Origin of the sequence: Candidatus Nitrospira neomarina (assembly GCF_032051675.1) — a bacterium.
GTDB lineage: Bacteria > Nitrospirota > Nitrospiria > Nitrospirales > UBA8639 > Nitrospira_E > Nitrospira_E neomarina.
On the sequence record NZ_CP116968.1, the window covers coordinates 2,491,657 to 2,516,276 of the forward strand.

Below are 24,620 nucleotides of genomic sequence, written 5' to 3' on the forward strand. Positions count from 1 at the left end.
CATGACGGCCAGGCTGAAGGCCCATCCAGGAATGAGCATCCAGGCTTTGGGCCGGGAGCCGAATGGACAGGCAATATTCGATAAGATCTGAAAAAACACTTATCCTACCCCCCAAGCCACTCTTCATTATCAAGAATTTACGAACATTTTTCATCATCCATTTTTTTTATGATTATATGAATTTTTATGTATTTGTCTATACATGTAAAACTAGTATCTAATAATTGTTATATAGCGGAGGAATATATAAAGCCTTCACAACAAGGACGGTTGGCCGTCTACTTTACATGGAGGATTCGAAAATGAGCACTCGACTGACAACAACCAAAGCATTCAGTTTCACGTTTGCGTTAGCTCTTGCCGGACTGTTGGCTTGGCCTCAAATGGGCACAGGGTGGGGTAAGGAAGGCAGCGGGCAGCTGCCTTTATTCGACGGCAAATTCACCTGGATCATGGCCACCGAGGCGGATAAGCAGGAGGAAGGGGTGGACTGGACACTGGCCGACAGAGTTAGCAGAGACATTAGCGGTGATGAAACTGACTGGACTCTGGCCCATGGTGAGTCCGATGCTGCGGACGAGGATGAGACCGATTGGACATTGGCCAGTAACGATAGCAGTGAAGAGGAAGAGGAGGTCGATTGGACCCTCGCATAGGGCTTTGTTGGGTGGGAGGAAACTTCGGTGAAATGTTCCTCCCACCATTTCTTCCTCATTACCATCATGGAGATCTTCCGAACCAACCCCTACCTGTACAACAACCATTACACAAAATCTGACTCAAACTGAAGAGGAGATCCAAATCATGCGTATCCATAACCCATCCGTGACCGGCCGGACATGTGACGATTTAACAACGGCCGCTCAATCTTGCTGCTCGAGAATTTTTCCTCTTCTGACTTTAGCCCTTGCCTGGACGAGCGGATGTGCCGGCCCTTCTTCTCTCGGGCTGGAGACGCAATTTGAAAAAGAACTGAATTCTTCGTCGATTATCCAGGAAAAGCTTTCAATTCAATCTCAAGACCGGCTCCCGGCTGGGATGGTCATCGTCATGTCCTCAGACCACTCCCGGACCACCCAGGCGCTGTCCGACAATAGCTGGTTACAGTTCGCGGCCCGGGTGAAGCAGGAGGTTCAAAACCAGATTCCCCTCTCCGTGGAAGAGGTCATTCGTCTGGAGGACATCCCCTCCGGAAATAGAGTCAGCCTACTTGACGGACTGAGAGCCACCAGGGATCTTGAGGTGGCCTTGATACTCCTAACAGCCAACCAGGAAATCACGGGACCGGCCCAGCTTGATCTTCTCCCCGAAGTCAGTCGGCTCAACGGTCAGCAGACGGAAAACCACGCGACGATCGAATTAGGTTTGTTAGACATCAAGTCGGGGAAATTACTTCTCCGTGCACTAGGCCGCTCTCATGCAACTTTGGAACAATTGGATGTTCCTCTGGCATCCAACCGGTATCCCAGAGTAAGAGGATCCGCCATGACCAGTCCGATTTATCCTGAAGAAGGAAAGGCTCTTGAGACTGTCAGAATGATCGCATTACACGAGGCCCTTGATCAGGCAGTCATGAAATTGGCCCAACAGTGGACTGACGGAGTCGGTGCACCGACTCCTTCCAACCGGACTTCTTAAACAGATACAAACTCCCCGTCTTGAATGGAATGAAGGATGGAGACAACCCGACGTGGGGTCATAATGGTTCCCTGCGGCCCCAAAATAGCTTTCTAAAAAGGGACTCTGATAATTTTTTTTGTTAACATTTCGTATTCGTCGTGTTTCAAAAATTTTAACCCAACAAGGAGAGATCAACATGAAAGTCTTTGCGTATGTGTTGATGGGGGTTTTGGGAGGAGCGGGGCTGGTGTTCTTTTTTACAGGACCATCCTCACAAAACTTTTTGTCTTCCCCGATGACTTATGCCATGCCTGCACCTGAGACAGAAGATGTGAAGCCCTGGACCGGAAACGATCTACTTGAGATGGCACAACTCTATGATCAACAGGCCGATGAGTTACAAAGTGAAGCCGTTCGCATCGAACAGCGGGCGGCCTCCCTTATGCTTAAGCCGCATATGGATCCCAAAGGGTTTCATCGGACCATGCTCATGCATGTGGCCTCTGCACGTTGGAAATCGGCTCGGGAGCTCCGGGATTTAGCCGTCATGCACCGGCAGGAAGGTCAACGTCTCTTAGCCTTCAAAAGTCCTGAAGGTCCTTAAGCCAAAGAAAAGACATACCAAATGTGTAGAGGGTAGTGAGAGTCAAAGACTTTCGGCCTGGATCTGCTCCACTGGAAAGGGGGAAGCCAGACAGCATGTCGTTTGAGGTATTTCCACGAAATGAGAAATTCACAAAATCTTTTCAGGCTGAACCGGAGCGTCGAAAAATGGTTTTTTCAGCTGAGTCGACAATGGCCAGCACACCAGGGTGTTTAAGGCGTCGCTCAGCCGAGATGGCATAGAATTGCTCTCGGATACCTGAAACGATTCCGATTTTTTGCACCGCATATTGCCGGGCAATCTCTTTGGCCATGACAGCCGATCCCGGGAAAATGCCTTGGCCGGCCCCTCCGAATGCCTTCATGGTGGCACTATCTTCAAATTCCCCGATCACTCTGGGAACGATTCCAATGCGTGCGAACCACTCATCCATCCCACGACGAAGTATCGAATTACTCGTCGGCAGGAGAAATGGGGCTCCGGTTAACGATTTGGGAAACCCTTTTCGATATTTCGCCGCAATTTTTTTCATCGCAAATACGGCCACCTCTGATTCTCCCAGAAGGTGACTGTGCCCTTGGATTTTGACAGTGGCGGGAATGGGGGTATCCGCCAACACGAGATCCAACGCATGCAAGGCTAATTCTCCTAATAACCTGTCCAACCGTCCCTCCCAACAGACAATTTGCACAGGCTCGCGAAGGGCATATACCGATTCCAGCAGTTTATAGGCCACCATTTTGGGGACCACTTCGGCAATGCCTACCACTAATTTCAAAGGACGATGAGTCGGTCGACCTTTCAAAAGGTTGGTAAATTCCTGCCCCAGGGAAAAGATTTCCTCGGCATACCGGTAGGCCACCTGTCCCATTTCCGTCAAGACCAGGGTTCGTCCGACCCGATTAAACAATTTTTCTCCCAGGGACTCTTCCAACGCACGAAGCTGAGCACTCAACGCAGGTTGGGAGAGGTTCAGCTCTTCACAAGCACGCTTAATGCTGCCTTCACGCGCGATCACCCAGAAATACAGAAGATGATGGTAATTTAACCATTCCATGTACGGAAGCATACATTCAGTTTTTAAATGATTCAAGAAGAAAATATGAATTTGTTTATGTCAACAACCAATGTTGATGAGGGGATATTGAAGAGTATGCCGGGACTTGGCTTTGCGATCAGAAGACCCTAATATGACATATCCGATTAAGATATCGATGAACTACATTCCGGTATATGATCCCGTTTCTTCGTTCCCTCTAGAGAAGCGGTGGGACAGGTGGGGTGAATCCCCAGGAAACTTGGCGGACAAACAGTAACCGATGGCTCTTGAGCGTTTACCCACAAAATCATCCGGCCCTCAACTCGTTTCTCGCCAGGATCTTTCTTCGCTACGCGTCACTGGTCGTCCTCCACAGTATGAATCATGGGCGGCGGTGAAAATTCCGACGAAATTGTACACCGCGACCCGTCTCGCCACCGGTTGTTTTCTTCTGTTCACTCTTATTCTTGTCTTCGTTCCATGGACCCAAACGATAACCGCTCAGGGCCAACTATCGGCCTATTCCCCTGCCGAACGACCGCAGGAAGTTCATGCTCCCATAGAAGGGCGCATCATGACCTGGAAAATCAACGAAGGGGTTATGGTACAAACAGGTGATCTCCTGCTTGAACTTGCCGATGTCGATCCCAAATTTCTTGCTCCCGATCTGTTGTCACGCCTGGACCAATCCAGGGTGGCTCTAGAGGAGAGACGGGAAGCGGCGTTATCCCGGGCCCAGTTATTGGAGCAACAAATCGAGGAAATGAAAAAGCTGAGCGACGCGGCGACTCGCTCGGCCGATTCCCGGGTGCAGGAAGCCTCCCGGCGGATTCAAAGTGTCGAACAACGGTTGGCGGCCGCAAAAATATCAGTCCAGACGGCTCAACTGAACTTACAGCGCTCGCAGGTGTTAGAAGCCGAAGGCCTCCTCTCCCGGCGGGATCTGGAGCTGGCCATTCAAGCGGAAGCGGCCGCTCAAGCCGAACTCAGAGCCAGTGAAGCGGCTCTTCAGGAAGTGGGCCAATCACGACAGGCCCTGTCGTATGGGCGGACTCAAATTGAAGCAGAGCTGGTTCAACGAATTCTTGACACCCGCTCACAACGGGCCTCGGCGCTGGCGGAAGCCGCCAATGCCTCGAAGGAATTGGCCGACCTGGCTTTGACGCAGTCCAATGCTGTGCAGCGACGGGCAGCCAGCCGTATTACCGCCCCCATGGATGGGACAGTGGTGCGAATGGCCCGGGTGGGACCTGGTGAAATCGTACATCCCGGCGATCCGTTGGTCACGATCGTTCCAACCACCGCCACTCGTGCCGTGGAGATGTGGGCGGACGCCCTGGATGCCCCACTGCTCAAACAGGATCGAAACGTGCTTCTGATGTTTCAGGGCATACCAGCCATTCCCTTACCATCCTGGCCTGAATTGATGGCGGGCACGTTCGATGGCCGCATTCGTGTCGTGGATCAGACATCGGACGCACAAGGTCGCTTCCGGTTCTGGGTGGTTCCAGATCCGGCAGGCTCACCTTGGCCGCCGCAAAATCAAGTCCGGCAAGGCACCCAAGTGATGGGTTGGGTCCTGTTGAACCGCGTACCTCTCTGGTATGAACTTTGGCGCCGCGTGAACCTTTTCCCGGCTGACTACCAGGAACATGGCATAGCTTTGCCACAGTCCATTCTTCCCAAGGCCGGAAGACCCGGAAAATAACTTCTACTTGGTAGATCCCAAACCATTCACTCTCGGCCATCACAAGGGAGGACCACCCATGGCAAGACCACTTGTAATCCTGTTAGGCCTCTTGGGGATTTTAGAACTGCTTGCGCCCCTTCTCCGGGCTGCTCCGGGACCGGACGTCACGCCTACGCCAAACCAGCAATCCCGATCGCTACATCTGGAAACCGTGCTCACACTCGTGGAAACCCAACATCCTCTTTTGCATGGAAGCCGGACGGAAAAACTGGAAGCGCAAGGCAAATTATTAAAAGCCATGGGAGCATTTGAACCGACCTTGGTCAATGATTGGGAATTGGAACGGCTCGTGAAAGACGGGCAGACCAAGAGTGTGGGGTTTAACGACACGCTGATCCAGGCCCGCCATCCCTGGGGAATTCAAGGGTTTGCAGGCTGGCGCACCGGTATCGGAGACGTAGAGGTGGCCGACCTTGGAGTTCAACGCACGAATCAACCTCTCCTCGGTATCGTTTTGCCTCTCCTTCGGGGCTTGGGAACCAACCCCGAACGGGGCGAATTGGAAAAATCCAAACTCGCCGAACAGGAAGCGACCCTGAACATTCAACAAACACGTCAGGACCTGTATTTGGGTGCGGCGACGCAATTTTGGAAATGGGTCGGGTCAGGGAAGATTGTGGTACTGCAGCAGGAAGCCTTGGACGTGGCCAAGGCCCGTCTGCAGCAACTCACCCGTCAGGCTGCGGCAGGGGCTGTCGCAGAATTTGACGTCACTGAAGCCCACCAGGAAGTCCAACGTCGATTGGAAAACCTCATTAAGTCCAAACGGGAAGCCGAACAGGAACAGTTCAAACTGTCCCTGTTTACCTGGAACAATAATGCCCTTCTCTCCTTCGACCGGTATTCGATCCCTGAATTCCCGGCGTTCAATGCGTCAAGCCAGCAGGCAGGAGGAGATCCCGAAACCGAGCTGGCCCAACAGCGCCGACCCGAAATTCTTCAAGTGTCCCTTGAAGCCGCACGTAACAACATTGATCTTGGCGTGGCCAAAAACAACTTGCTCCCTGATCTTCGTGCGGAAGCCGAACCCACACGCAAACCCGGAGAGTTTGTGCTGGGGCTGGGGTACCGATTTGGCGTGCAATTGAGTTTTCCATTTCTTCAACAGGACGCCACCGGCCAAAAGCTTCAATTAGAGGCCAAGGCTGAACGATTAGTGTGGCTACAACGGTATCGGGTACAGCAGGTGGCCCTGGATATCGAAAACGCCCGCTCGGCCCTGGACCGGGCGAAAGAGCGCATAGAGGCGGCATCTCAATCCCTCGCCTATGCCCGTTCCCTGGTGAAGGGTGAACGAAAGCGCTTTCAAATGGGTGCCACGAATCTACTGTTTGTCAATCTCCGGGAGCGCAATGTGATCGAAGCCCAAATCATTCACATTCAGGCACAGGCCGAATATCAACAAGCCAAAGCTTTTTATTCATGGGCTATCGGCGAATGGACGCAACCTGTAACCTGAGGACGTCAAGGACACGCGATGCACAATGGCTCTCCCCATTCCGAACGATCCTTGAATCAGGAAGTGCTTCAACATGTGGCGACCTTTTTCAGACAGGAACGCCAAATCCTGCTCACGATCATCATGTATGCCTTGGCCGTGGGCCTCTTTTCCTTGATTGTTCCTGTCACCGTACAGGAACTGGTGAATACCTTCGCTTTCGCCATTCAACCAATCATGGTGGTCACCTTGGTCAGTATCATGGCCGGTATTCTTTTATTTGTCGGGATTTTCAAAGCCCTTCAATTTTTCGCCACGGATCTTCTTGAACGCCGTATCTTTGTCCGGTTCACTCTGGCCTTTGCGCGAACCTTGCCATCGATTCAGGAAACTCAATTTCGGAGTGAATACGCCAGCCGGTTTTTTGAAATTATCTTTATGCAGCGAGCCGTCGCCGCGTTATTGGTGGATCTGACCAATGTGGCAGTCGGAGGAGTCATCGGCATGACCTTGCTCGCCTTGTATCACCCGTATTTTCTTTTCTTTGATCTTCTCCTCTTGCTCGCGGTGGGCTTCATTGCCATATTGGGGCACGGAGGACTCCAGGCTACCCTACACATGTCCGAGGCAAAATATGACACCTACCATTGGTTTCAGGAGATTGCCGACAACCTCAGCCATTTTAAATCCAGCCTGAGCCGCGACCTTATACTGCAAAAAGCCGATTCCCTGGCCCATACGTACGTCAATACCCGACAAGCGCGTTTTCGCATTCTTGTTCGACAATACATCGGATCCCTGCTCCTTCAGGTGATTCTGCACACCGGCCTGTTGGGCACGGCAGGCTGGTTGATGAGCCAGGGGCAACTGACGCTCGGTCAACTCGTCGCTGCGGAAGTCATTATTGCCACCCTCCTGTTAAATCTGGAATCGGTGATCAAACGCACGTATGTCATCTTTTATTTTTTAACGGCCTTGACCGAAATTCATCATATTTTTTCTCTCCCCAAGGATCAAAGACCGACAACTCAATTTGTCCAGCTTCCGGCCACTGGCTCACCACAAGGATTGGCACTTTCCATCTCCCATGTACGGGGCCTGCCCCCCCCATGGCCACCTACGCTGGAACTTAACATGGACCTTGCCCCGAGTGAAAAATGGGCCATCGTCTGTGTCACGGAATCCCAACGGCTGACAGTGTCCAGGCTGCTGGCCGGATTGGATCATCCACCGCAAGGATCCATCCGGTACAATGGCATCGATGTCCGGGATCTCCACCCCGATGACGTCAATGAAACCCGCGGCCTCGTCTTGAGTCGACATATGACCCTCTTTGAGGCCACCCTGATGGAAAATATCACCCTGAGACGAAAAAATCTGGCCACAGAAGATTTGTTGTGGGTTTTGGATTTGGTGGGCTTACAGGAGGAAATCGAACACATTCCTGACGGATTACAAGGTATGGTTCAGTACGGCGGAAAAAACTTTTCTCCAAGTCAAACGATTCAAATTTTATTGGCCCGTGCCCTGATCGCCCGTCCGAAATTGGTCATTATCGATGGGGGTCTTCATGAAATTTTTGCTTCCCGGAGGGAGTCAATTCTGAACGCGATTTGCGACACGAAATGTCCTTGGACCATTGTTATCGTTACTACCGATTCCAATATTAAAAAATTTGTGCAGCACAGTATTGTATTGGAATAACAGGTGGTTCTTAGGAAAATCTTAATTAACCCAAATCGTTCAGGCTGATGATTACCAAAGAAGCTGATTTTTTATGTATCGGCAGACATCCGGCAGGTCAAGTGGCCGCCGTTCAAGTAACCTAAATGGGATTGCGGGTTGGTCATTTGAAAGCACCGGGTAGTAAAAAGTTCCTGTATCGATTCGGGAGCGGTTTCCAACAAAACATTCCAAGAGGCGTTCTAGGCTTTGAAGCCACCCATTCCCGGAAATGTTTCTTTGGAGCTTCGTTCGATTTCTCCTGCTACCTGGGAGAATAGTTGAACAAGAATAGTTCCTTTTGTCAGACCCGAATCCCCGATTGTCGAAACCCAATTGTCACGAAGTAATGTCACCCTGGTGTCGGGCGACGCATGTTTTAAGAAATCCAATTCGTCAGGCTTAAGAATCAGCATAGCTGAATGATATGATTGCAAACATTGAAGACCGCGAATTTGATGGGATAATCGAAAGGTCGACCGTGCCGGTTTTGGTGGAATTTTGGCAACCAGGCTGTGGACATTGCCACGCTCTGGCCAAAGAATTGGAGCACATCCAGGAAGATCTTGGGAAACGCCTTCTCATTCTCGCAATGAACGTTCAGGAGAATTTCCTCATTCCCGGCGAATTAGAGATTCAATCTCTTCCCACCTTAGCCCTATTTGTGAATGGGGAATTCAAGCAATTCATTGGTGGAGTCGGCAAGAAAGACCAGATCCTCGAGCAAGTCTTTCCTTGGCTTGAAGATTCACACCCGGGCTAAAGGTTAATGGAAATTTTCACCGATGCTTACAAAACGACGTACATCAGAAAGGCTCCACACTTGCCTGGTCCTTGCCTGGCTCATACCTATGAAAGATTCCTTCCTTCACCTTGCCTGTCTCCATCCTCTTACATAGCCTCTCTTCACGGGAAATTGTCTAATGTTTCATTCTTTTCCTTACACACCGGAAAAACTAAAACGATATGATATTTAAAACGGCATTTATCCTTATTGAAAACATTGGTTCCTGAATCAAACTGTCATGACAGGGGGGAAACGGATTCTGATGATCGATGGGTAAGATTTCCGGGTTTGCTTTTTTGCGAAAACTTGTTTCTGGAGGGGTCACTCACTCGATTGGTCTGTATGAAAGTTTTCAACCTCCGATGTCTTCGCCTTTCCCTCGAACCCTGTCTGTGATTATTAGGAAAAGGTCCGATTACATGATGCCACTGTTGACATTTTCATCCAGGCCATTTGCCCTGACCTGAAATTGAGGATTACACTGGAGTCAGAGTAGGTCGGATTGTCGATCATTTGAGGAGGATCTAACATGCCATACTCCAATTCATTCGCTCCGCGTTATGCACTATTAGCCAGCTTGAGCGGTCTGATAGCCTTTGGCGGATGTGGCCAAGACTATACCACCTCATTAGGGGAAGCCGTTGCCAATGAACCTCCACCTCAAGTAAGCCCTTCAGACCAACAATCATCAACATTTGATATCACAAAGACTAAGCGGGCAGCACAATTATACGACTTCACCATGGAAGATATTGAGAATAAACCACGCTCTCTCAACGAGTTCAAAGGACAGGTCGTTATGATCGTAAATACGGCAAGCTTTTGTGGAAATACGCCGCAATACGCCGGACTGCAAACGTTATATGAACGTTACCGTGATCAGGGATTTACGATTCTGGCCTTTCCCGCGAATGACTTTGGCAAACAGGAACCTGGAGACAACAAGGAAATCGCGGAATTTTGCTATACAAAGTATTCCTTGGAATTTCCGTTGTTTAGCAAAATCACTGTGCTGGGAGAACAGAAGCATCCCCTCTATCGTTATCTCACCGAAGACACCAACTTTAAAGGTGAGATCACATGGAATTTTCAAAAATTCCTTATCAACCGAAAAGGAACTGTCATTGCCCGGTATGATCCTCGACAGAAGCCACTGTCGCCAGCAATCGTGAACGATATAGAAAACACCTTACAATCTTCTTAAATCTAAGATCGTTTCTTAATATTATTGCTACTCATAGAACCAATCATTGCTGAACAAAAGTGTATTCCCAATTGTGAGCAAATTTCCTTCGTTGGACTCTTTTTTTTGGAGATGATTGTTCAGAAACATCCGTTCCGATCTTTCCTGAGCCAGGGACGGGATATCCAAATGTTTGGGATGCTTTTATTCCTGGCAGGCACCTTGGATTTAGTGTGGATAGCAAGCTACCCTCACTATGCACTCAAGGTTTTCGGAACTACATTTAGCGGATGGGCAGGAGAATTTGTGAAATACCAACACCCGTTTATCCATTGGGTATTGGGATATGGTTTTTTGAAAAAAACCTTATGGGCATTCTGGGGTTACTTACTCTATCTTGGTCTCGGCTGCCTCAGTGAGTTGACAACCCAAGTAATCGAAGGATTCCATTCCACCCGGACAACCATGATTCTAGTCAGCCTGATCTTTGGAGGTTACATTTTCCTACGTCGTGATGTGTTTCTGTCTTCTGCCCCCTAAAAGATAATTTAGGCTATTTCAATCAAGTGGCACCAATTCCAACATGATCATATTATAATTGGAAGGCAGTCCAAACCAGGGACAGAAATTTGAAAGGTTAGAAAGGGAAGACGTCCGAAGATGACTGATTCTATTGAATATGTGTTCTTAAAGGAAACAATGGAGGAAGTAATAGGTAATCACACGAATGAGGAGAAAAAAGCAGAATTAGAAAAAAAAGAAAAATCTAGATGAATTTATAAAGAGATTCTGGGATATATAAATGCCTTTTCGTAAATACCATGCCAAGAAGATTTCCTTCCTGCATAAGAATCTGATCTCTGACTTTTTTTGCGACAGCTGAACGGGTTCGTTCGGCTTCAACTACCAGCACAATACCATCAACCGTTTCACAAAGTGCCAAACTATCTGCTGTGACATTGGCCGGAGAAGAATCTATGAGTATGAGGGAAAACTGTTCACGAACAATTTTCCACATATCAGTAGGATTGTAAAAAGTGCGTGTCGTAAGAGCCGACTGAACTTTAGAAGATAATGTAGCTAGAAAAAGATTTGATTGTTCAACCTGAGAAACGACACCCTCAAGCGCTTTCCCATCTTTTAATACATGATCCAAAGGGGTTTTAGCTTCGATCCCGAATGCCTGATACTGACAAGGCTGCATAAGATCAGCTTCGACAAGAAGAACCGGCTTATTGCTGTGCTGAGAGGAAACCAGAGCAAATTCCCGAACGAGGGTGGAGGTGCCTTCTCCCCTTCTTGACCCGATAAACTGAATGACGTTTTTGTCAGGACTTGGAAGTAGTGCAGCAATATTTTGTGCCATGACCATCAATTCGGATTCGTTATAAAGCCTTGGACAAGACGTGGTATTTCTAACTTGTAATAAAGAAGGAGACGGGATCGACACAGAAGGAACTTCAATTGGCTCCTTTTTTGTTTCATTGCCGGTAGCCAGCTTTTCTCCATACGCAATCTGCAGAGCATCGTAAATTTTACTCATAATGTTGTCTTACTCTTTCACGTACTCAGGTAACACTATTTTTTGACCTGGAAGAATAATATCCGGATCGCTGATTTGTGGGTTATGCCGACGGAGCCATTCCACATACTGCCGGCTTGAGGACCCATAGGCTTCATTGGCAATTTGACTCAGATTATCCCCTTCCTTGACCGACCTGGTAATTGATGAACCCTGGCTTGGCTTTGAAGGTACTTCCCTGTGATCCCTGAGTGTACCATCAGACTTGGAGGTTCCTATTACCTTTTCGACGGATTTTTTCGTCATACCGGAATCCACTCTTCCTTCATCCGCATGAGAAATGGGTCTTTCAATTTGAGAGACAGATGACGCCATAGGGATAGACTGCTCTTCAAGTTGACCTATGTTTTCCTGAGACATTTTTTCAGAGGAGGTCGCCCTCGCATTCTGGCTGTCACGTTCGCTCAGGCCTATTTGGGATACTCCCACGTTTCCAGGAAGGAATATCGGGCTTAATAAAAAAGCCCCAATTGCCAAAAGTATGACCACCGCAACACCGACCGCCCACTTCACAAGATAAGATGAACGGGAACCTTCCATGTCAGCAAGGATTTCCCGCACCTCGCTTACAGAAACGGGTTTTTGTTGCCTGCCATATCCAGTGATCAGGGCGTTATCGCAAAGAATATTAATTCTTCGTGGAATGCCCTGAGCCTCGCGAATAATCAGTTTCATGGCTCCTTGCGTAAATAAAGGCGTACCGGTGGATGAAGACAGTGCAATCCGATGTTCAATATAAGCTTGGCTCTCTTTCGGCTGCAACGGCTGTATCGTTGCACGAAGGGCAATGCGCTGGTTCAAAGACTTCAAGGTAGGATGATTCAGTAATGTTGTTAATTCTGGCTGCCCGATTAAAACAATTTGGATGAGCTTGTCTGTGGATGTTTCCAAATTAGAGAGCAGCCGTAACTGCTCCAATGTTTTAACCGGCATATTTTGAGCTTCGTCAATGACCAGCACCACCGTGCTGTCCGACCGGTATTCCTGAATCAATGCTTCCTGAAGTTGATTGACCATCTCCGCCGAATCATCCTGAGACGGAACAAGGTCAAGGCTTCGAAATATGTCGGTCAGAAGCCCATGAAATGACAAAACTGGATTAAGAATGTAGACTGTTTTTTGTTTTCGGTCACTCGTCTTTTCAAGATACGCACGAATAATCGTCGTTTTTCCTACGCCGACCTCGCCATAAATGGCGACAAAACCTTTTCTTCTCTCAATTCCATAAATAATAGCCCCCATCGCTTCCTTATGGCTGGGGCTTAGATAAAGGAAATTTGGGTCAGGAGTAGTATGAAATGGTTCTTTTTTGAGACCGTAAAACGCTAAATACATAGTGATAATTTTCTGCTTACAGCTTTTGCCCGAAAGTAGCCAGGAGGGGGAGGTTTAAATCATTTGCCGCTTGTTCCGGGCGAGTATAGGCGCCTTGAAAGTACTCTAGGAGAAGTCCAAATCCGGCTCCAGCAAAAATCCCCAAAATAGCTCCCAAAGTTACAAGCAATATTGGAGAACGTCCCGCAGGGCCCCCGGGAACTTCAGCGCGTTGGATCACACTGATGTTGGCCATTTTGAGCCGGTCCATTTCTTCCGATACATTCGCTTCCTCTACTCGAGTAAGATACAAATTGTAATTTTGCTCATCTGCTGCTCTCTGCCGCTCCAGGACAATCAGTTCTTTATTTAATTCGTCAAGCCTCTGGATTTTTTGGTCAAGATCCTCGATTTGCAGAGCAATCACCTGACTGCTTGCCTGGAGGGTCGTTGACTCAGACACGGCTCCCAGCCTCTCCTTTTCAAGCTCGCTGTACATCGCTTTCTTGCCACTTGCTATGGTATTGGCGCGCTCGTTTTTCTGTTCGGCACGAATAAACTGTTCCACCTGGTCAATTTCTCTTCGAAGGTTTAACACAGGAAAACTAGTTTCGGTGTATTTTGTTAAAAGTTTTTGTTCTTCCCGCTTCAGATCAAACAATTCCGCTTTGGCCTTGTCCAGGTTTCCCCCTTCTTCCACCGTGGAAACAGAAATATTCTCCAAAATGGTTTTCATCTGAGCATCAAGTGAAGCAATTTTACCTACCAATCCTTGCAACTTATTCTTGGTAGTCTTGTATTCACCATCCAGGGCGGCCCGCTGATCCAGAAGACGGCGTTGTTGTTCGACAAGGGGGGAGGAAAGATCATGCCTATGCTTAAAAGCCTGAAGATTAGCCTCCGCCTGTTCCAATTTCTCCTGGTAGGTATGTAATTGTTTGGTTAAAAATGATGCCTTCGGATCGCTAAACACTTGAAGATGCTTCTCTTTCAATAAGTCAACAAGAAGATTGAGTGCTTCAGCTGCTACCTTAGGTCGGGGATTCAAATATGATATTTCAAGCACGCTTGAACCCTTGACCGGGGCGGGTAATAGATTTTTCATAAAAGTTGAAACACCCTTTTCTAAAGGGTCATGAATCTCCAATGAAGGATCTAAAAATTCCGGATAGACTTTTTCAACACCTAAAGTACTCACGACCCTTCTTATGAGGTCTCTACTAGAAATTATCTCCATTTCTGATTGAAGAGCGGCCTCCTCATTATATTTAACAAATTGACCTTCCTTTCCTACTTCAGGACGGAATACATGTTCCCTCCCAACCTTCAAAAGCAGACTCGTTTTGGCCTCATAGAGAGGGACCAACGTAAAGACATACCCTGCGATAATCCCAAAAACCAACAGGAAAATAGTAAGTACCTTATTTTTATGCTTGAAAAGAGCGGTCAGGATATCTCGTACACTTCCCAAGGGGTAAGGCAAACCCTCATCCGCTGCATAAACTTCAGGTTCCATTATGTTATTTCCCTACAAAATTTCCTTCGGCTGCTGTTGTGCCGGAATCTTCTCCAGGCACATTTGTTGATCGAAGAAGGACCGCTACTTCAGGATTTTTGAGTTGCCCGGAATACGTCTTGATTAACATCGCTCGAATTTGTTCCACCGTATGTCCAACAACAGTGATTTCACCGACCAACTGCAAAGCGATACGACCATCAGGGCGAACCAGAACCGTTTCATTGAGTTCCGGATTAAAAAAGAATTTAATATCGAGCTGGTCCCCAACCTGAATTTGATAATCTTGCGGTGGGGTCTTCCCTACTTTGGTGAGGTAATTTATGTAATTTCTTTCATCTGCTGTGACTTGGCGCCGCAGTTCATCGAGTTCCGGTCCCAAATTTCTCAGCCTATTCAGTTCCTTATCCACTTCAGCAATCTGTTGTTTAATCACTCCACTTTGGGCTTCAGCCGATACGAGGTCGGCTTGAGTATGAAATAATTGCATTTCCATCTCAAGATAGAGCGGGTTCTTGCCGGTGGAGACACTGCGCGACACTTGAGATTCCTGTTCCTTTATGAACTGATTAATCAATTCCATTTCTTTTCGAATGGATTGAACATGAGGGTTATTCTCGGTGTATTTGTTTAATAATTCCTGTTCTTTTAATTGAAGGCTCAGTAAATTATTCTTGGCCCCACCAACAATCCCTTGCTCTGAAGCCGAACTTGAAAGAGGAATCTGTTCCGGAATCTGGCTTATCTGACCCTGCACCCAAGCGAGTTTCTCTTGAAAGCCCTTTACTTGGTTTTCGGCCTGCTTTAGTGCATCGTCCAAAGATTTACGCTGTTCAAGAAGATGACTCATTTGCGTTTCAATTAAAATTATTCCATGCTTCCGTTGAAAATCCTGAAGACGCTTCTCGGATTCTTCCAGGCTTTGTTGATAAGAACGGAGTTGTTGTTTCATAATCGAAAAAACCTGATTGTCAGATTTTTCAACATCTGCCGGGTTCGAAACATTTCCTCCGGTTCCTGATTCAGTGTCCGCATAAGAGGAAACCTGGTGAGCGAGAATACCCCCAAACAGGACGATGGCAAGTGAAACGGGCGATATGATTGCCATAATCAGACTATGTCTGTAGAAAGGTCGAAAAGCTAATTGAATCTTTGTAATATCCACGGTATTCCTTTCATCCCTTTTCAAAACAAATCTCTGTTAATGCTAATAAACTCATTAATCTAGAAAAGGGTTGAGCCTGGAAATGCAGGAAACAATTTTACACTTGCAAACCTACCAAAATGATCTGGGCACATAGACCATATCGGACGGAAGCAGTCGGATATCCTGACTCAGATCACCTCCATTGAGGGCCCCATCCAAATCTACATTTATGACAAACCTCTGACCATCTTGATCCTCTCGTATGACTTTTACATCGCTTTTCTTTGCCGTGTCTTCCTTCATACCCCCGGCACGCGCAATTGCTTGCAATACACTTAGCGACCCCACCATTTCATATTCCCCCGGTGTCTTGACTTCTCCATCGACATAGATTCTATAAGGCTCTCGAATTGAACGAACAATGACGGCAATCTCGGGATTTTTTAGTTGCCCAACATATTTTTTTTCCAAAACGCCTTTGAGCTGCGCGGGCGTCAGATCTGATGCCTTGACTTCATGCACCAATTGGAGGGAAATATGTCCATCAGGCCGCACAACTAAGTCTTCTTCGTTTAACTCTGGATTAAAAAAGAATTTTATGCTTAATTGGTCGCCTGGTTGAATGATATAACGCGGATCATCAATGCTAATTTGTTCATGCTCTTTCCCCTGAACCTTAGAGGGACGTTCAACATTCGTAGTTTTTCCAGAAAGAGCAGGATAACCATTGGGTTCCAAACTTGAAGCATCAACGGTTTTCATTCCCTTCCATCCTGAATTACACCCACATAGAAGAATAAATGTCGCTACAACAATTAAAATTCTCATCCTCTTAAATTCCTTCATCGGTAACAAATCCTCTGTAGATACACTCATGTTCACTTACATGCACATGCAGGAGGAAACATTTTGGGCAGAGGAGTAATTGAAAAAATAATCTCTTTGTTCACATTAAAATACATTATTTTTCAGACATTTATATATTTTCACCTGAAATGAAGATGAGCCCTCTCTATACCATTATTGCCTTAGGTATATTTATCCATATTAGTCTAAATCCTAACCATAAATGATAACTGATGAAACTGATTTCTATCAAGACTCATTAAGATTGAACCTTATTTCCCTCTCGGATGAAACAATCTGAAAATTTAGAATAACCGCAAATTTAGACCTAATCAGTTCTCAAATAGAATAGAAGCTCAACACATAATCACCCAACGCCTGAAACCGCCTTGTGGGATTTTCACTGGCCTCTCATCAATGAATTTGATATTCCTCACTCATCGCTGCCATTTCCAAAATTTCAGGACGATGGAAGGTCGGCACCAACTGCTGAAGAAGCTCAATAACCGAGGGTGAATGACCCAATATCTGTACGTCCTCCAGCTTGCTCAGAATATTATTCAGGAATGCCGGATCAAGGGATTGTGCCGATTGAATCCGGAGGATTTTATCAATAGATGAAGGCACAGCTTGCTCACATTCCCCCACCAATTCTTCTTCGAGTTTTTCCCCAGGGCGAAGACCGATAAACTGGATGGGAATATTTTTCTCCGGCACATGCCCAGAGAGTCGAATGAGGTTCCGCGCGAGATCCACCAGTTTAATTTGTCCACCCATCTCCAGCACATAAATCGCCCCTTGCTCGCCAAGGGCTGCAGCCTGCAATACTAAGATCACTGCTTCTGGAATCAGCATAAAGTAACGGCGCACTTCCGGATGCGTGACCGTGACTGGTCCGCCGGCCTTAATCTGTTTTTGGAAGCGGGGTACGACACTGCCATTACTGCCCAAGACATTGCCAAAGCGAACGGTCAGAAATCGAGTCTGACTCTGACTCGCCATGGCCTGGACAACCAACTCCGCTACCCGCTTGGTCGCTCCCATGACACTGGAAGGATTCACAGCCTTATCTGTCGAAATTAACACAAAATGCTCGGCACCGAAGTGGGCGGCCGCTTCGGCCACTAAACGGGTTCCCAGGATATTGTTTTTGAACGCCTCCCCCGGATTCGCCTCCATTAACGGAACATGCTTGTGAGCTGCCGCATGGAAGATTATCTCCGGACGGTAAGTCTTAAATGTCTCGTGGAGACGGGGAACATCCGTAATATCTCCCAGCACTTCATGAACCACACCGGAATTACCCTGATCGGTCAGCTCCCCCGAGATCGCATATAAGCTGTTCTCGTGTCGTTCGTATAGGATGAGGGCTTTGGGAGCCAGCGCGACAATTTGCCGACAGAGTTCCGAACCGATAGATCCGCCAGCTCCGGTCACTAAGACCCGCTTCCCATCGATTAAATTGCGCACTGGCTGAGGATCCAACCCCACGGGGGGACGCTGAAGCAGGTCTTCAATTGCAAGATCCCGGATTTGACTGATCGTGACTTTGCCTTCAAGGATATCGCCCAAGTTCGGGAGAGTTTTGATGCGTACGTTAAAGGGGGCCAGCACTGCGGTAATATCTCGAAGGACGGCTGAATTCGTCCCAGGAAGGGCTACTAACACTTCCTCCGGTTTGTGCGTGTGAAGAATGCGTGACAGATCCTGGCGTGTTCCCAAAACTTTGATGCCATGGATGCGTTTGCTCACTTTAGATACATCATCGTCCACAAATCCAATGGGCGTATAGGAGGAGGTGGAATGTGATTGCATTTCCCGAACGATGTTTTCCCCCGCATCGCCAGCCCCAATAATGAGAACTCGTTTCGTCTTTCGCAAGATCTTTCGCTCTCGAAAGATTCGAACAGCCAGCCGGATTCCACAAAGAAACCCGATCAACAGGATACTATCGATGATAAAAATGGACCGGGGATAGCCTGTGAGACCAAACCCCCATTTGACGAGGCCATAAAACACAATGGTTCCGGCCAACACCCCACCCGTAATTTTCTTTAAATCCCAGATACTAATATACCGCCACAGCCCTTCATTGAGGCGAAAGATCATAAAGGCAATCCCACGAATCACAAGCAGCCCTGGCAAAGTCTTGAGCAAAAGTTGGCTGGCGTCTTCCGGAATATGACCGTCAAATCTCAGCCAGAACGCCAAATAATAGGCCATCATAATCAGTGCCAGATCCAACGTAATAATAATGGGTCGGCGATATTTGGTGATAAAATGGAATATTGCCGAGCCTTCAAGAAAAGCCACCTCATCATGATTGTCACGATCGGTGACCTTTAGAATGACGCTACGCAAGCCCAGCAGTTGCAATAACGTCTGGGCAATGACGGCAAGGTCAAAAGCTAAAGAGGCATGCTCGATATATAATTTTGCTAATCGGATTTTTTCCGGCAGAATCGTATTCGTATACTCATCTTCAGGTTTCTCGACCTTCCCAAGCATTCCCTGTTCATCGATATACTTCAGAGAAGCCAGATCTGTTAAACCAGGTCGGACCGTCAAAACATCGTGATAGTCCTCTTTGAATTTTTCGACATAATAGGCCACCTCAGGACGTGGACCCACCAGACTCATATCCCCTATCAAGACATTGAACAGTTGGGGGAGTTCGTCAAGTTTCAACTGACGCAAAAATCGTCCGATGCGGGTCACACGAGGATCTTCGCCGATTGTCAGCTCCCCTCCCTTTTTTGAGGCGTCCGGTGCCATCGTGCGAAACTTATACAGACAAAATGGTCGAAATCCGCGACCCACGCGCACCTGTCGAAACAAGACAGGCCCTCGGGAATCCATTTTGATAAGGAGGGCGAGCACGACAAAGAGGGGGGTACACACCACTAATCCTAAAAACGCACCAAGAGTGTCAACAACACGCTTAGTCATCACCGATACTCCTGAATGAACATAGCAACCACTTCGCTGGAATGTGAATTTCGGTCTCTGTCATTTTCCAATTAGATGGAAAAGGAGAGCTACCACCATAAGGAGGGGGGGAACAAACCATGTATCCACTAGATAGCTTCAAGAATCTGAGTCTCAATGTCTCGATTACTTATCGCCTGTGCTCTTTGATAAGCGTTTCGACCACCTCAATGACGTTTTGGATATCGATTTCTGTCATTTTAGGATAAATGGGGAGAGATATAATGCGTTCAAATACGGAACTAGCCACAGGGAAATCATTGGGGAGATACCCGTAATTATCCCTATAATAGGGGTGAAGATGCAAGGGGATAAAATGCACACTGGTTCCGATGCCCTGTTTCTTCAGAAGATCGATCATTTCGTTCCGTCCGACCCGCAACCGTTCCAGGTCCAACTGAATGACGTAGAGGTGCCAGGCATGCTCCACATCGTCGGCCACGTGGGGTATCGTAATTTCCGGAATCCCCTTAAAACCTTCATTATAGAGGGCGGCGTACCGCTGGCGGATTGTTCCAAAGTGGTCGCATTTGTGTAGCTGGGGAATTCCTAGTGCTGCCGCGATATCCGTCAGATTATACTTATACCCGGGATAGCAAATCTCGTAATACCAGGTGCCCTCAGGGGTATATCGATTCACGGCATCCCGCGAGATGCCGTGCAGACTTAAGATTCGCATGCGCTCTGCCCATTCGGTATTGTCAGTCGTGGCCATCCCCCCTTCACCAGTGGTGATCGTTTTGGTTGAATAAAAAGAAAAGCACGTAATATCACCCAACGACCCGATCATCCTTCCACGATAACGGGTCGGAAGAGCGTGGGCAGCATCCTCAATAACCTTCAGATGATGAACTCTGGCAATCTCCAGAATGCGATCCATTTCACACGGCTGACCGGCATAATGAACAGGTATGATCGCTTTTGTTCTCGGCGAGATCGCTTTTTCAATCTGGGCTACATCCATATTCAAGGTGTCAGCCCGGCAGTCCACCAAGACCGGTTTCGCCTTGAGGTAATGCACCACCTCTGCGGTGGCGGCAAAGGTCATGGTGGGCACAATGACCTCGTCGCCTTCGGTCACGCCAACGGCTTCGAGGGCAAGATGCAAAGCAGCCGTACAGGAATTCAGGGCCACAGCATGTCGAGCCTCTACCCGCTGCGCAAACTCCGCTTCGAACTGCTTGGTCTTTGGACCTGTGGTTAACCACCCCGAACGAAGAGTCTCGACCACCGACTGAATTTCTTCCTCCCCGATATCAGGAACATGAAAGGGTAAAAATTGGTTCATCCTGTCCTACCTCGATCGATGAATAAGAAAATAGGGCAAATTTGAAATCAACTGGCTTAAAAGTAAAGAGAGATGGGTTTCTGATCGTTAACCTCAGCACTATTTTTGATGAAACTCGACCCCATCCACAGCCTCTTCCATTACAGGCATGCCTATACCTTACGAATAACTCCCAGATAATGAGTATTGAATACTTTAAATCGTTCGAGAAGGTAACAAGCCAGCAAGGAATAGGGCGCAAGCAACCGGGCCAGAGGGGGAGCCAGAGTGATGCGTCGAAGTTCAATCCGACAGCCCGAAAACAGCTGCTTGATTTTCCGTTTGTTTATACCCTGAACATCAGGGTTTCTCGGGTTATTCACATGAAAGTCATACCAAAGAATAGCACCATTTTCCTTTATAACGCGGAGCATTTCCAGGGCAATTTGTTGCCTCAAAGAGGGATCGAGTACGGAGGAAAAAACCGTAGACTGCAGAACGAGATCAAAGGACCCGTCTCTAAAACCAAGCTTCCCGGCACTCCCACATTCAATTTCTACTCCTTCAGGGCAGAGCCTCCTGGCCACTTCTACGCGATCTGCAAGAAGATCTATCCCGGTAATATTTTGGGGCTTGGCGCCCCATTTAATGAACTCTCTAAGCCAATATCCCCTTCCACAGCCAATTTCAAGAATTTTTATGTTTTCCAAACAAGCAAACCCATGTTGCTTCAGAGCAACCAGCATTCGCCGTTCTTGTTCCTGTACCATGAAAACATAGGTTGGATTAAACCACGAATAATAAGTATTCTCTGGCCGCTTGGCATAGGCGGCTTGAATCCGAGCTTCTTCAACTTTTTCGGACGCAGAGAATTGATCATCCATAGCACCACCGACATCCCAACTTCGCGACTGACCCTAAAAATGAATTTTTTACGGACATCTAAATGTTGGGAATAGATCTAGATTTCAATGCGTTCGTTAAGAAGTTCATCATGACACTGTCCAGGCAAATCAAATAGCCTTCTCACTCACCTTTTCCTGAACCTATCCTCTTTCTTTAAACGTCGATATTCACCTTACAAACTCCTAAGGATGATCAACCAGACGCACAGCACAAATTCCCTTCATCAAGTGGGTGGGTCCTCTTGCTCCCCGCACCACCCCGTCTACCTCCCATTTTGATGAATTTCGCGGATAAAAATTGCAAAACGCAGGATGATAGAGGTTTGTCGAGAGGGATTCAATGGCCTAGAGGTTCTCACTAAAAATCGAGCTGCAAAGCTTAAAGGAAGACCATGCCATTTCCAATCACGTATAGAGAAGCACCGACTTCAATCCGACAGAATATCACAAAGGGAGAGAATCCTTCATTGGACAAATCAGCGAGCCCATCCACGGCACAAATGACTGGCCTGAATCAGAGATAGCAAATACCTTTCTGTCGCTTCGCAATAAGTTGGGAAATTATCATCATTTGGAATGAAAAACTTGTCAAAACTGATCCCCTAGCTGTCCCCCAGTTCTTTTTCTATCATATCAACAATCCGACCGGCCGCCTTTCCGTCCCACAGCGTTGGTGATACGGTGTGTAAAGATTTTTGAGAGAGAGCATCGCTGGCAGCTCCGATAATACCTTCCCTGGTAACTCCTGCAAGCCGATTCGTTCCTGATTCTATGGTAATTGGTCGCTCGGTATTAGGACGTATCGTGACACAAGGCACTCCCAAAATCGTGGTCTCTTCCTGGATTCCCCCTGAATCGGTAAGAACCAACCGTGCATTGGCCATTAAGGCCAAAAAATCCAAATAACCCAATGGTTCGATGATTGTAATAGAAGACCAATCAGGTAAGGCTTGCTTAAGCCTGTCACGAGTTCGAGGGTGCACGGGAAACAAAAGAGGCAGATCGGAAGAAACTTTCTGCAGAGCCAAGCTAATCTCGGTAAGAGTGGAAAGGTCATCGACATTGGCAGGCCGATGCAGGGTAACTAAACCATAAGAATCGGGTTCCAGATGAAATCGCTGCCAGGGTTTCCCAGCCAGGGCCCTATCAAGATGGGCCATCAGACTATCAATCATCGTATTTCCAACAAAGTGAATCTGACTTGAGGAAATCCCTTCCTTGAGTAAGTTAACGTTTCCACTTGGTTCCGTCGTAAAAAGTATGGATGAAAGGTGATCGGTCACGATCCTATTAATTTCCTCGGGCATGGAACGATCAAACGAGCGCAAGCCCGATTCCACATGAGCCACCGGAATGTGTAGTTTGGCAGCAACGAGCGCACAGGCAAGTGTCGAATTAACATCACCGGCAACAACAACCAAAGTAGGTTTTTGCTCCAGGCAGAGTTTCTCGAAAGATACCATGATACGGGCTGTCTGTTCCGCATGCGAACAAGATCCTACTCCCAAAAAAGCATCCGGTTTGGGCATACCCAATTCATCAAAGAACACCGTCGACATTTGCGCATCATAATGTTGTCCCGTATGCACACTATATTGCTGCACCCCACGCCGATTGAGTTCGAGGATAACCGGCGCCATTTTCATAAAATTGGGACGGGCCCCTACCACGGTACAAATCTTAATCATAAGCAAATTTCCAAATGATCAATGAAACGCGCGGCAATAGTGGTCCGATCAAAGTATTGTTCAGCCACCCGACGACCATTCTCGCCTAAGGTCTTACGGAGGTCGGGTTGGGTAAGCAAAGTCCGAATGGCCTGTACCAGGCTGGCGACATCTCCCGGCTCTACCACCATTCCAGTTTGATGGTCGCGCACGATTTCGGCTGCTTCGCCACCCGCAACCAAAATCACTGGACGTCCGCTGGCCATGGCTTCGTATAACTTGGAAGGGACCGCTCCAGTGATGTACATCTTGAGGGGAACCAATACAATATCAGCGGCGGCAACCAACGCCGGAATCTCCCGAGCCGGCCGGGATTCCAGAAAACAAACGTTAGTTAAATTATTCTGTCTGGCCTGCTCAACCAAGGAATGTTTCGTGGGGCCACTGCCAATAAGCACAAACTTCAAATCGTCCTCTTTCCGAAGCAGTTCTGCCGCAGCCAGTGCTTGTTCCAAGCCTTGAGCCAGGCCATGCAACCCGGCATATAACACTATACAGTTTTTGCCTTTGCCTATAGCTTCGGAGGCTTCTTGGGTCTTTCTGTCAGGATGAAACACGTTGGTATCGACACCATTTGAAAGATGAAAAGTCGGACGATCAGGAAAGCGGGTCCGAATGTCCTCCATGATACTCTTGGATTGGCCCGTTATCAGCCATGCTTGCTGATAACAAAACTTTTCCAATCGTGCGCTTAATTGATATGCAAAACTATTCTTATCCAATACTCCTAACTCCACTGCCGATTCAGGCCAGAGGTCTGAGACATTAAAAATCATTCGCATCCGCTTCAACCTGCTTAACCAAAATCCGGACAACCCCAAAAAAAGTGGCGGACTCTCAACAAACAAATAATCAGCTCGAGGAAGAACAAAGGAACCCAAGAAAGCTGACGAAAGGGCAAATGAAAAATAGTTGGTTAACCTATGGATAAAGTTAGCTTTCTGTGTCGGATAAATGAAAGTCCGTATAATATCTATCCCCTCAGAAGTTTCGCGTCGAATGGCTCCACCGTATCCGTCCAGAATTTTTCCTTGGGGATAATTGGGCATGCCTGTCAACACCGTGACAGAATGACCGTGCTGGACAAAATGGCGACATAACTCTGAAAGTCGCGCCTGTGGTGCTCCAACTTCAGGTGGGAAGTATTGGGTTAGTATGATTAAATGCACAATACATTCATTCCAG

General features: G+C 47.6%; 19 protein-coding genes. 8 read left to right on the forward strand and 11 right to left on the reverse strand.

The genetic code is table 11. The features are described from left to right. Positions 1 to 302 precede the first annotated feature (302 nt). From PQG83_RS10790 to PQG83_RS10800, 3 genes are all read left to right on the forward strand, one after another. On the forward strand, positions 303 to 656 hold the full coding sequence (locus PQG83_RS10790) for a hypothetical protein (protein ID WP_312740752.1): 354 nt from the start codon (positions 303 to 305) through the stop codon (positions 654 to 656). Positions 657 to 804: 148 nt separating this feature from the next. Next, positions 805 to 1,638, forward strand: a complete 834-nt coding sequence (locus tag PQG83_RS10795) for a hypothetical protein (protein ID WP_312740754.1) — start codon at positions 805 to 807, stop codon at positions 1,636 to 1,638. 178 nt (positions 1,639 to 1,816) lie between these two features. Beyond that, complete coding sequence (locus PQG83_RS10800) at positions 1,817 to 2,224, forward strand: hypothetical protein (protein WP_312740756.1); 408 nt, start codon at positions 1,817 to 1,819, stop codon at positions 2,222 to 2,224. A 142-nt stretch (positions 2,225 to 2,366) separates the two neighbouring features. Here PQG83_RS10800 and nhaR read toward each other — a convergent pair whose 3' ends face one another. Further along, positions 2,367 to 3,293: a transcriptional activator NhaR gene (gene nhaR, locus PQG83_RS10805; protein WP_312740758.1), complete on the reverse strand. Its 927-nt coding sequence runs from the start codon at positions 3,291 to 3,293 to the stop codon at positions 2,367 to 2,369. Positions 3,294 to 3,543: 250 nt separating this feature from the next. Here nhaR and PQG83_RS10810 point away from each other — a divergent pair, with 250 nt between their 5' ends. The 5 genes from PQG83_RS10810 to PQG83_RS10830 all read left to right on the forward strand — a co-directional run bounded on the left by PQG83_RS10810 (position 3,544) and on the right by PQG83_RS10830 (position 10,164). Further along, on the forward strand, positions 3,544 to 4,971 hold the full coding sequence (locus PQG83_RS10810) for an HlyD family efflux transporter periplasmic adaptor subunit (RefSeq protein WP_312740760.1): 1,428 nt from the start codon (positions 3,544 to 3,546) through the stop codon (positions 4,969 to 4,971). A 58-nt stretch (positions 4,972 to 5,029) separates the two neighbouring features. Continuing rightward, a complete protein-coding gene (locus PQG83_RS10815) occupies positions 5,030 to 6,472 on the forward strand; it encodes a TolC family protein (RefSeq protein WP_312740762.1) in 1,443 nt (480 codons plus the stop codon). Positions 6,473 to 6,490: 18 nt separating this feature from the next. Further along, positions 6,491 to 8,155: an ATP-binding cassette domain-containing protein gene (locus PQG83_RS10820; RefSeq protein ID WP_312740765.1), complete on the forward strand. Its 1,665-nt coding sequence runs from the start codon at positions 6,491 to 6,493 to the stop codon at positions 8,153 to 8,155. 445 nt (positions 8,156 to 8,600) lie between these two features. Further along, positions 8,601 to 8,936 carry a thioredoxin family protein gene (locus PQG83_RS10825; protein WP_312740768.1) on the forward strand — a complete coding sequence of 112 codons (336 nt, stop codon included), beginning with the start codon at positions 8,601 to 8,603 and terminating at the stop codon, positions 8,934 to 8,936. Positions 8,937 to 9,489: 553 nt separating this feature from the next. Then, on the forward strand, positions 9,490 to 10,164 hold the full coding sequence (locus tag PQG83_RS10830) for a glutathione peroxidase (RefSeq protein ID WP_312740771.1): 675 nt from the start codon (positions 9,490 to 9,492) through the stop codon (positions 10,162 to 10,164). Positions 10,165 to 10,909: 745 nt separating this feature from the next. Here the strand turns inward: PQG83_RS10830 and PQG83_RS10835 are convergent. From PQG83_RS10835 to PQG83_RS10880, 10 genes are all read right to left on the reverse strand, one after another. Continuing rightward, positions 10,910 to 11,686 (reverse strand): CpsD/CapB family tyrosine-protein kinase, encoded by a 777-nt coding sequence (locus tag PQG83_RS10835; protein WP_312740773.1) that lies wholly within the window; start codon positions 11,684 to 11,686, stop codon positions 10,910 to 10,912. Between the two features lie 9 nt (positions 11,687 to 11,695). Further along, complete coding sequence (locus PQG83_RS10840; protein WP_312740776.1) at positions 11,696 to 12,967, reverse strand: AAA family ATPase; 1,272 nt, start codon at positions 12,965 to 12,967, stop codon at positions 11,696 to 11,698. Between the two features lie 109 nt (positions 12,968 to 13,076). Beyond that, positions 13,077 to 14,555 carry a GumC family protein gene (locus PQG83_RS10845; protein WP_312740777.1) on the reverse strand — a complete coding sequence of 493 codons (1,479 nt, stop codon included), beginning with the start codon at positions 14,553 to 14,555 and terminating at the stop codon, positions 13,077 to 13,079. Positions 14,556 to 14,559: 4 nt separating this feature from the next. Further along, the gene (locus PQG83_RS10850; protein ID WP_312740779.1) at positions 14,560 to 15,405 is read right to left on the reverse strand and encodes a polysaccharide biosynthesis/export family protein; all 846 of its coding nucleotides are present in this window, start codon (positions 15,403 to 15,405) and stop codon (positions 14,560 to 14,562) included. A gap of 426 nt (positions 15,406 to 15,831) precedes the next feature. Further along, entirely contained in the window at positions 15,832 to 16,548 is a 717-nt protein-coding gene (locus PQG83_RS10855) for a polysaccharide biosynthesis/export family protein (RefSeq protein ID WP_312740781.1), read from the reverse strand. Between the two features lie 414 nt (positions 16,549 to 16,962). Next, positions 16,963 to 19,497, reverse strand: coding sequence for a polysaccharide biosynthesis protein (locus tag PQG83_RS10860; protein WP_312740783.1), 2,535 nt, complete (start codon positions 19,495 to 19,497; stop codon positions 16,963 to 16,965). A 169-nt stretch (positions 19,498 to 19,666) separates the two neighbouring features. Then, entirely contained in the window at positions 19,667 to 20,824 is a 1,158-nt protein-coding gene (locus PQG83_RS10865) for a DegT/DnrJ/EryC1/StrS family aminotransferase (RefSeq protein WP_312740784.1), read from the reverse strand. Between the two features lie 152 nt (positions 20,825 to 20,976). Then, positions 20,977 to 21,687: a class I SAM-dependent methyltransferase gene (locus tag PQG83_RS10870; protein ID WP_312740786.1), complete on the reverse strand. Its 711-nt coding sequence runs from the start codon at positions 21,685 to 21,687 to the stop codon at positions 20,977 to 20,979. Positions 21,688 to 22,310: 623 nt separating this feature from the next. Then, a complete protein-coding gene (gene wecB, locus PQG83_RS10875) occupies positions 22,311 to 23,396 on the reverse strand; it encodes a non-hydrolyzing UDP-N-acetylglucosamine 2-epimerase (RefSeq protein WP_312740787.1) in 1,086 nt (361 codons plus the stop codon). After that, positions 23,393 to 24,604, reverse strand: a complete 1,212-nt coding sequence (locus PQG83_RS10880) for a glycosyltransferase family 4 protein (RefSeq protein ID WP_312740789.1) — start codon at positions 24,602 to 24,604, stop codon at positions 23,393 to 23,395. Before PQG83_RS10880 ends, wecB begins: the two co-directional genes overlap by 4 nt. Positions 24,605 to 24,620: the final 16 nt, after the last annotated feature.

Coding starts and splice junctions, on each gene's coding strand:
- PQG83_RS10865 (WP_312740784.1), bottom strand. CDS start 20,824: ATGAACCAATTTTTACCCTTTCATGTTCCTGATATCGGGGAGGAAGAA.
- PQG83_RS10810 (WP_312740760.1), top strand. CDS start 3,544: ATGGCTCTTGAGCGTTTACCCACAAAATCATCCGGCCCTCAACTCGTT.
- PQG83_RS10845 (WP_312740777.1), bottom strand. CDS start 14,555: ATGGAACCTGAAGTTTATGCAGCGGATGAGGGTTTGCCTTACCCCTTG.
- PQG83_RS10795 (WP_312740754.1), top strand. CDS start 805: ATGCGTATCCATAACCCATCCGTGACCGGCCGGACATGTGACGATTTA.
- PQG83_RS10790 (WP_312740752.1), top strand. CDS start 303: ATGAGCACTCGACTGACAACAACCAAAGCATTCAGTTTCACGTTTGCG.
- nhaR (WP_312740758.1), bottom strand. CDS start 3,293: ATGCTTCCGTACATGGAATGGTTAAATTACCATCATCTTCTGTATTTC.
- PQG83_RS10840 (WP_312740776.1), bottom strand. CDS start 12,967: ATGGGGGCTATTATTTATGGAATTGAGAGAAGAAAAGGTTTTGTCGCC.
- wecB (WP_312740787.1), bottom strand. CDS start 23,396: ATGATTAAGATTTGTACCGTGGTAGGGGCCCGTCCCAATTTTATGAAA.
- PQG83_RS10860 (WP_312740783.1), bottom strand. CDS start 19,497: ATGACTAAGCGTGTTGTTGACACTCTTGGTGCGTTTTTAGGATTAGTG.
- PQG83_RS10835 (WP_312740773.1), bottom strand. CDS start 11,686: ATGAGTAAAATTTACGATGCTCTGCAGATTGCGTATGGAGAAAAGCTG.
- PQG83_RS10870 (WP_312740786.1), bottom strand. CDS start 21,687: ATGGATGATCAATTCTCTGCGTCCGAAAAAGTTGAAGAAGCTCGGATT.
- PQG83_RS10825 (WP_312740768.1), top strand. CDS start 8,601: ATGATTGCAAACATTGAAGACCGCGAATTTGATGGGATAATCGAAAGG.
- PQG83_RS10815 (WP_312740762.1), top strand. CDS start 5,030: ATGGCAAGACCACTTGTAATCCTGTTAGGCCTCTTGGGGATTTTAGAA.
- PQG83_RS10820 (WP_312740765.1), top strand. CDS start 6,491: ATGCACAATGGCTCTCCCCATTCCGAACGATCCTTGAATCAGGAAGTG.
- PQG83_RS10800 (WP_312740756.1), top strand. CDS start 1,817: ATGAAAGTCTTTGCGTATGTGTTGATGGGGGTTTTGGGAGGAGCGGGG.
- PQG83_RS10855 (WP_312740781.1), bottom strand. CDS start 16,548: ATGAAGGAATTTAAGAGGATGAGAATTTTAATTGTTGTAGCGACATTT.
- PQG83_RS10850 (WP_312740779.1), bottom strand. CDS start 15,405: ATGAGTCATCTTCTTGAACAGCGTAAATCTTTGGACGATGCACTAAAG.
- PQG83_RS10830 (WP_312740771.1), top strand. CDS start 9,490: ATGCCATACTCCAATTCATTCGCTCCGCGTTATGCACTATTAGCCAGC.